The organism is Methyloglobulus sp. (assembly GCF_964779595.1).
On the sequence record NZ_CBAROL010000062.1, the window covers coordinates 1 to 5,229 of the forward strand.

General features: G+C 46.2%; 8 protein-coding genes. All 8 read right to left on the reverse strand.

Annotated elements, in window-relative coordinates; genetic code table 11:
• Positions 1-21 precede the first annotated feature (21 nt).
• Positions 22-234 (reverse strand): hypothetical protein, encoded by a 213-nt coding sequence (locus AC1YY3_RS12665; RefSeq protein WP_482194553.1) that lies wholly within the window; start codon positions 232-234, stop codon positions 22-24.
• The gene (locus AC1YY3_RS12670; RefSeq protein ID WP_482194554.1) at positions 158-760 is read right to left on the reverse strand and encodes a hypothetical protein; all 603 of its coding nucleotides are present in this window, start codon (positions 758-760) and stop codon (positions 158-160) included. The genes AC1YY3_RS12665 and AC1YY3_RS12670 overlap by 77 nt, the downstream gene beginning before the upstream one ends.
• A 229-nt stretch (positions 761-989) precedes the next feature.
• The gene (locus AC1YY3_RS12675) at positions 990-1,346 is read right to left on the reverse strand and encodes a hypothetical protein (RefSeq protein WP_482194555.1); all 357 of its coding nucleotides are present in this window, start codon (positions 1,344-1,346) and stop codon (positions 990-992) included.
• 1 nt (position 1,347) lies between these two features.
• Positions 1,348-2,088, reverse strand: coding sequence for a Rha family transcriptional regulator (locus AC1YY3_RS12680; RefSeq protein WP_482194556.1), 741 nt, complete (start codon positions 2,086-2,088; stop codon positions 1,348-1,350).
• Positions 2,085-2,315, reverse strand: coding sequence for a helix-turn-helix transcriptional regulator (locus tag AC1YY3_RS12685; protein ID WP_482194557.1), 231 nt, complete (start codon positions 2,313-2,315; stop codon positions 2,085-2,087). Before AC1YY3_RS12685 ends, AC1YY3_RS12680 begins: the two co-directional genes overlap by 4 nt.
• A 122-nt stretch (positions 2,316-2,437) precedes the next feature.
• Positions 2,438-2,944 carry a hypothetical protein gene (locus AC1YY3_RS12690; protein ID WP_482194558.1) on the reverse strand — a complete coding sequence of 169 codons (507 nt, stop codon included), beginning with the start codon at positions 2,942-2,944 and terminating at the stop codon, positions 2,438-2,440.
• A gap of 164 nt (positions 2,945-3,108) precedes the next feature.
• Positions 3,109-3,900, reverse strand: coding sequence for a hypothetical protein (locus AC1YY3_RS12695; RefSeq protein ID WP_482194559.1), 792 nt, complete (start codon positions 3,898-3,900; stop codon positions 3,109-3,111).
• Positions 3,901-3,924: 24 nt separating this feature from the next.
• Entirely contained in the window at positions 3,925-5,139 is a 1,215-nt protein-coding gene (locus tag AC1YY3_RS12700; RefSeq protein ID WP_482194560.1) for a tyrosine-type recombinase/integrase, read from the reverse strand.
• Positions 5,140-5,229: the final 90 nt, after the last annotated feature.

Here is a 5,229-nt window from a genome sequence, read left to right on the forward strand (position 1 = left end):
AAATCTAACTCTAAAACTGAATCAAATAAGACCTTGCAATTCCCTGGCCTGTTCCCTCAATAAGGCCATCATCCCCCGCATCAAAGCCCGATTGCCACCCTTATAGGCATTGCGTGAAGCCCTGGCCTTGCCTTCGGGTGTCCTTGCCCCGGTGGACTTACTCCACGGTTGCCATTGCCTTATTTTCAGGGCTTGTTGTGTGCGTTGTTCCGGTGTCCAGGGTCGTGCTGCCATCGTGCGCCTCTAATAGTTCGTTTGGCGATAAATTATTTTTTCCCGCGTGCGTGGGCGGTATGCCGTTATTCACCTGCTGATGTCCGTTTGAAATATTGGCTTGCTTGGCAAAGACTACGGGCGGGTTCTTGATTGCTGCCAAGGTCTCTAAGGTTGCTCGGCACTGGCTTTGTGCTTTCAGTGCCAGCCGTAGAAAAGTTTCTGTGCTTTTCAAGTATTCCTGATTTTTTGACCGCAAAGACAAATTCATGAAAATGGCTTGCAGGGCGTAAGCCTGCCCCATCAACATGTTTTCGCAGCGTTTTAAATCGCCGTTGTTTAGCTCCATCATCGAAGTAACAAGCACATCCATTAATTCAATTACATCCTGATTCCCAAACGACTTGCCATATTCAGCGATGACCGCCGCCGCATTTGCACTAGGCCGCAAGGTAGCTTGTGCTAAGGCTTTGGCTTGTTGTGCTTTCTTTTCGGGTGATAACTCGCTATCGTTGGACTTTGTGTCAGGCCGCTTTTTTGTTTCCATGTTTTTTGTCCCGGTTTAAGCCTTTTTACTAGTTGAATAACACCATGAATAACGTACTGGGTATGGTAAATAATAGGTACATCCCGTATGGTGAACACTAAAGGCAAAATTGGCAACACCTAAGTTGTTGATTCATTTAGAAAGGCGTTCATATAATGAACACCTGTTCACGATACGGCATGACTCGTTCAGCATACGGCATGAAGCGTTCAAATAGTGAACAAGCAAATCACAATTCCGGTGTCCAGGCTTGCCAGTCATCGGTACGCTTTTGGTCGTTGAATTCACGGAAAGTTAGCCGCCATCGTCTAGACAATTGCTTATGGAAATGGCCTTCCAGGACTAGCCTAATAAAGCCGTGCGATTCCAGCTCCTTAAACGCTTTTTGTGCCAGCCCACGGCAACAACCTACGCGCTTTTGGGCTTCGGTGACGCTATAGGCTATCGGTTCATACATGCGCCAATGGCATTGCATCAGGCACAATAATTTAACCGCATTGCCGCTTAAATCCAGGTAAGCGGGGGAACGGATCATATCCACGTCTTGGGCGATGTACTGTTTCTTTTGAACCCTAACCCTAGGCATATCAACTGCTTAAAGGTTTCGTTGGTTCAATCACATAGCCATCTAAGGCTGTTTTAACGCTTTTGTAAATGTCCTTATAAGGCTGTTGCTTTTCCATGCCCTCGGTCATCACCTGAGCGGCGATAAGCTCAAACGTGCTTAAGGTTGAAAGCTGGATTGCAGTCAACAATTCCCTAACCTCGGTCGCTTGCGGCTCAATAACCAGCATGGCCTTATAAACGGCATTGGTGATATTGGAAAAATAAAAATCAGCGTTCTGACTTCCTAACCCTTTGGCATAAGCTACGAAAGCTTGAATCGCATCGGTCAGGATGCCCCGGCTGTCTTTACCGGATAACCGTGCCACCTGATAAGCCAGGGTTTCACGCTCTTTGGCTTGTCGTTCAAGGGCGGTTTCAATGCGTAGAAACTCATCGACAAAAAGCCGCTGCCCTTCCTTGGATTTCCGACCGCCGATAAACGGCATGGCTTTCAAGAATCCGGCCTTATTGAGTTCAAAGCATCGGTAAACTTTGCCACGGTTTAGGTAATCTCGTGGCTTAGATTCAAGCCGCGAAATTGTGCCTTCTACCAGTAATTCATCCAGGGTTTGCAGGACGTTTTTATGCTGCCTGCCAAACTCTTTGGCAATATCGCGGCTATCGACGCATATCTGATTGCTGCCGCCGTGGATAATCAGGCTATTGGTTATTGAGTATTTAGCTGCCGATTTATTCTTGGTGTGCTTGGCTTTATTGCTCATGCCATACCCCCAAGACTTAAGATAAGCTCGCGTATGTCCTCGACGCGCCAAGCGGTTGTGCGTTCGGTTAGTTTTACGGGTTTGGGGTATTTTCCTGATTTAACGCCGACCAAAAACGATGAACGGCTAATAGGAATTAAAGCGGGGGTGTTGGTTTTTTTGTTGCCTACGATTTGCCAGATTCTTAAAAATCCGGTTTCAGGTAGCGTACTGGATGGTGTAACCATGTATTGCACTCCTATAGTGCTTGTTGAACATAGTTACCTATTATCTATATTAAAGATAGCTTGAGAAGCAAGTCTGCCGGATTAACACAGGCTGTGCTGGCATAGACTGTGCTGTGCTGGTATCACTCAGGTTTGATATTTTTTAGCCAGCCACGAACAGTAGAGAATTCCGCTGGCACAATCTTTTTGGCAATTTGTTGTGCTGCATCATCTTTGTTTTTAAAATTAATGTGATTTTCTTTGTAATACCCTATGGCATCATCCTTCATTGACCTATTTTCCTTGTGTCTAGCTGAAGCCCCTTTTTTTGCTAAAAATTTCTTTTGCCTATCGATACCTAATTTATATGCAGCCTGAACGTATTCTTTGTTTAGAACGTGCATTTCAGGCAAAACTGTATTTTTGAGATAAGAAGACTGATCTTCCATTTGCTGCCTTACTTGCTTGAATAATAATTCATATTCATCAATATGCTCGTTCAACAGCTTCACATTAATTTCTTCTTGTACCATGGAAACTGCAGTTAATTCCAATAAATCCTGATAACTTAAGTTTTGCTTTTCTAACTTTGCTTTAGTATTAAATATCCTATCGTTTATTTCCTTTTGCTCATCGGCATCAAGCTCCATGTTACACCTCGTCATAGTGATTAGCCGTCTGAAAGGAATAACCGGAAACGGGGGACGAATCCCGCTTGTCGCCCCGCGAAGGCTATCCGGTTAAATTGAATTATATCAGTTGTGCTATTTTGATTTACACAATGACAATACCGTTTAACCGCATGAAAATATTGTTAAGGTTTAAAGTCATGCCCGGACGGTATGCCAAAGAAGCCGCGAACTATCCACCCAATAGCCCAGGATAAAGCCCATATAAAAGCTACGCCGCCGAATAGCCAAAGTAAACCCATACCTATGTGTTCCAATGTTTTTTGCCCAAGGGTTTTTTCGGGCTGTTGTTTTTTTGCCTTCCACGCGTCATATTCGGCTATTAATTCAGGGCTTGGCTGGTTAACTTGGGATTTTTTAGCTCTATAAGCTGCAATTTCTTCCGGCGTAAAGTCTGGCAATTCTTTATCATTGGCAGTTTGATGTGCGCTTTGTTGCTTTTCCCAGGCCGCAAATTCGGTAGGGTCTATGTCTGGCAATTGTTTGGCCTGTTGTTTTTTTGCCTTCCAAGCCCTATAAGCTGCTATGTCATCCGGTGTCAAATCAGGCACTTCGCCATCCGATTGCCAAGGTGTTTTGTCAGCATTGGCTATGCCAACTTTTTGCCCTGCGGTTGGTTCATTATTTATAAATCCCAACTCCCTGGCCTTGGCTAAATAAGCTGATTCATCAATAGATGGTCGCTCATTTATAAAGCCTAGTTCTTTGGCTTTTGCTAAATATGCAGATTCGTCTACTGGTTCTTGCCACGGCGTTTCGTCGGCATTGGCCATGCCTACTTTCTTCGCTTGCACTTCAAGATTCTGTTTGCGTAGGTCTAGCACATCATCAATGGTGTAGATTACGCATCCCACTACCCATAGTAACGTTATCAGTTTTGCAATTCGCCGCGCACCTTCAAATACGTTAATAGCCATAAATAACCCCTTAATTTATCGTAATTATGCTTTGGTGCGAAACGGCAACACGACCGCGCCAGCCTTCAAGCCGTCTAGGTAATCCGCCCAGGTTTGCATCATGGCATGGCGTTCTTTCAGGTGGGCAGTGCGGTTGTAAGCGCGTCCGTTGGGGTCTCTAACGGCGTGGGCTAGTTGGTGTTCAATGTAATCAGGCCGAAAGCCCAACACTTCATCCAAGACGGTACGGGCGATTGCCCTAAAGCCGTGTACCGTCATTTCGGTTTTGTCGAAGCCCATGCGCCTAAGTGCCGCCAATAACGCCACGTCGGACATTGCCCGTGATCCGTTGGGTGTCCGTGCGCTAGGGAAAACATAACGCCCATTGCCTGTTAGCGGCTTAATGGCTTCTAGGATGTTAACCGCTTGCTTTGATAAGGGTACGATGTGCTGTGTTTGGGTTTTGGTGACGAGATAACGCCATTCTTTGGCTTCAAAGTCTAAGTGTTGCCATTCAGCATGGCGCAATTCCCACGGCCTTACAAACACCAAGGGAGCAAGCTGCAAGGCTGATTTAACAATGTAAGAGCCCCTATAGTCATCTATTGCCCTAAGCAGCGGTGCTATTTGCTTTGGGTCTGTCATCGAAGCAAAGTTACCGCCTTTGGCGGGTGGCAATGCCCCGCGCAAATCCGGTGTGATGTCACGGTCAACCCGGCCTGTTGCCACGGCATAGCGGAATACCTGCCCCGTTATTTGTAGCACTCGGTGGGCGGTCTCTATCGTGCCGCGCTCTTCTAGCCGCCTTAAGCAAGACAGGATGTCTTTGGGCAGGATGTCGGTTATCGGCTTACTACCCAGCCACGGGAAGATATTGCGCTCCAGCATCCGCTTGGATCGGTTGTTTTTGTCTACCCAGTTGTCTACTTTCTTTTGCCCCCATTCACGGGCGATCACTTCAAAGCTGTTGGCTGATAATGCCAGCTTTGATTCCTTAACCGCCTTTTTGTTTTCGCTTGGGTCTATACCGTCGGCTATGTGCTGTTTAGCCGCTAAGGTCTTTTCCCTGGCTTTTGCCAATGTGGTGGCAGGGTAAACCCCAAGGGCTAAGGTTTTGCGCTTGCCTTCAAAGCGGTAATCAAGCCTAAAGTATTTTGAGCCGTTATTGTGGACGTAAACATACATGCCGCTGCCGTCGGGAATCTTGAAAGGCTTGTCTGTGGCTTTGGCGTTCTTTATGGCGGTATCAGATAGCGGCATGACGGTATAAGATTTTGGAAAACTGAATATGCCGTCATTTATACCGTCAATCGTGACGGTATGTCAATACATCGTGCTACACTTCATTGG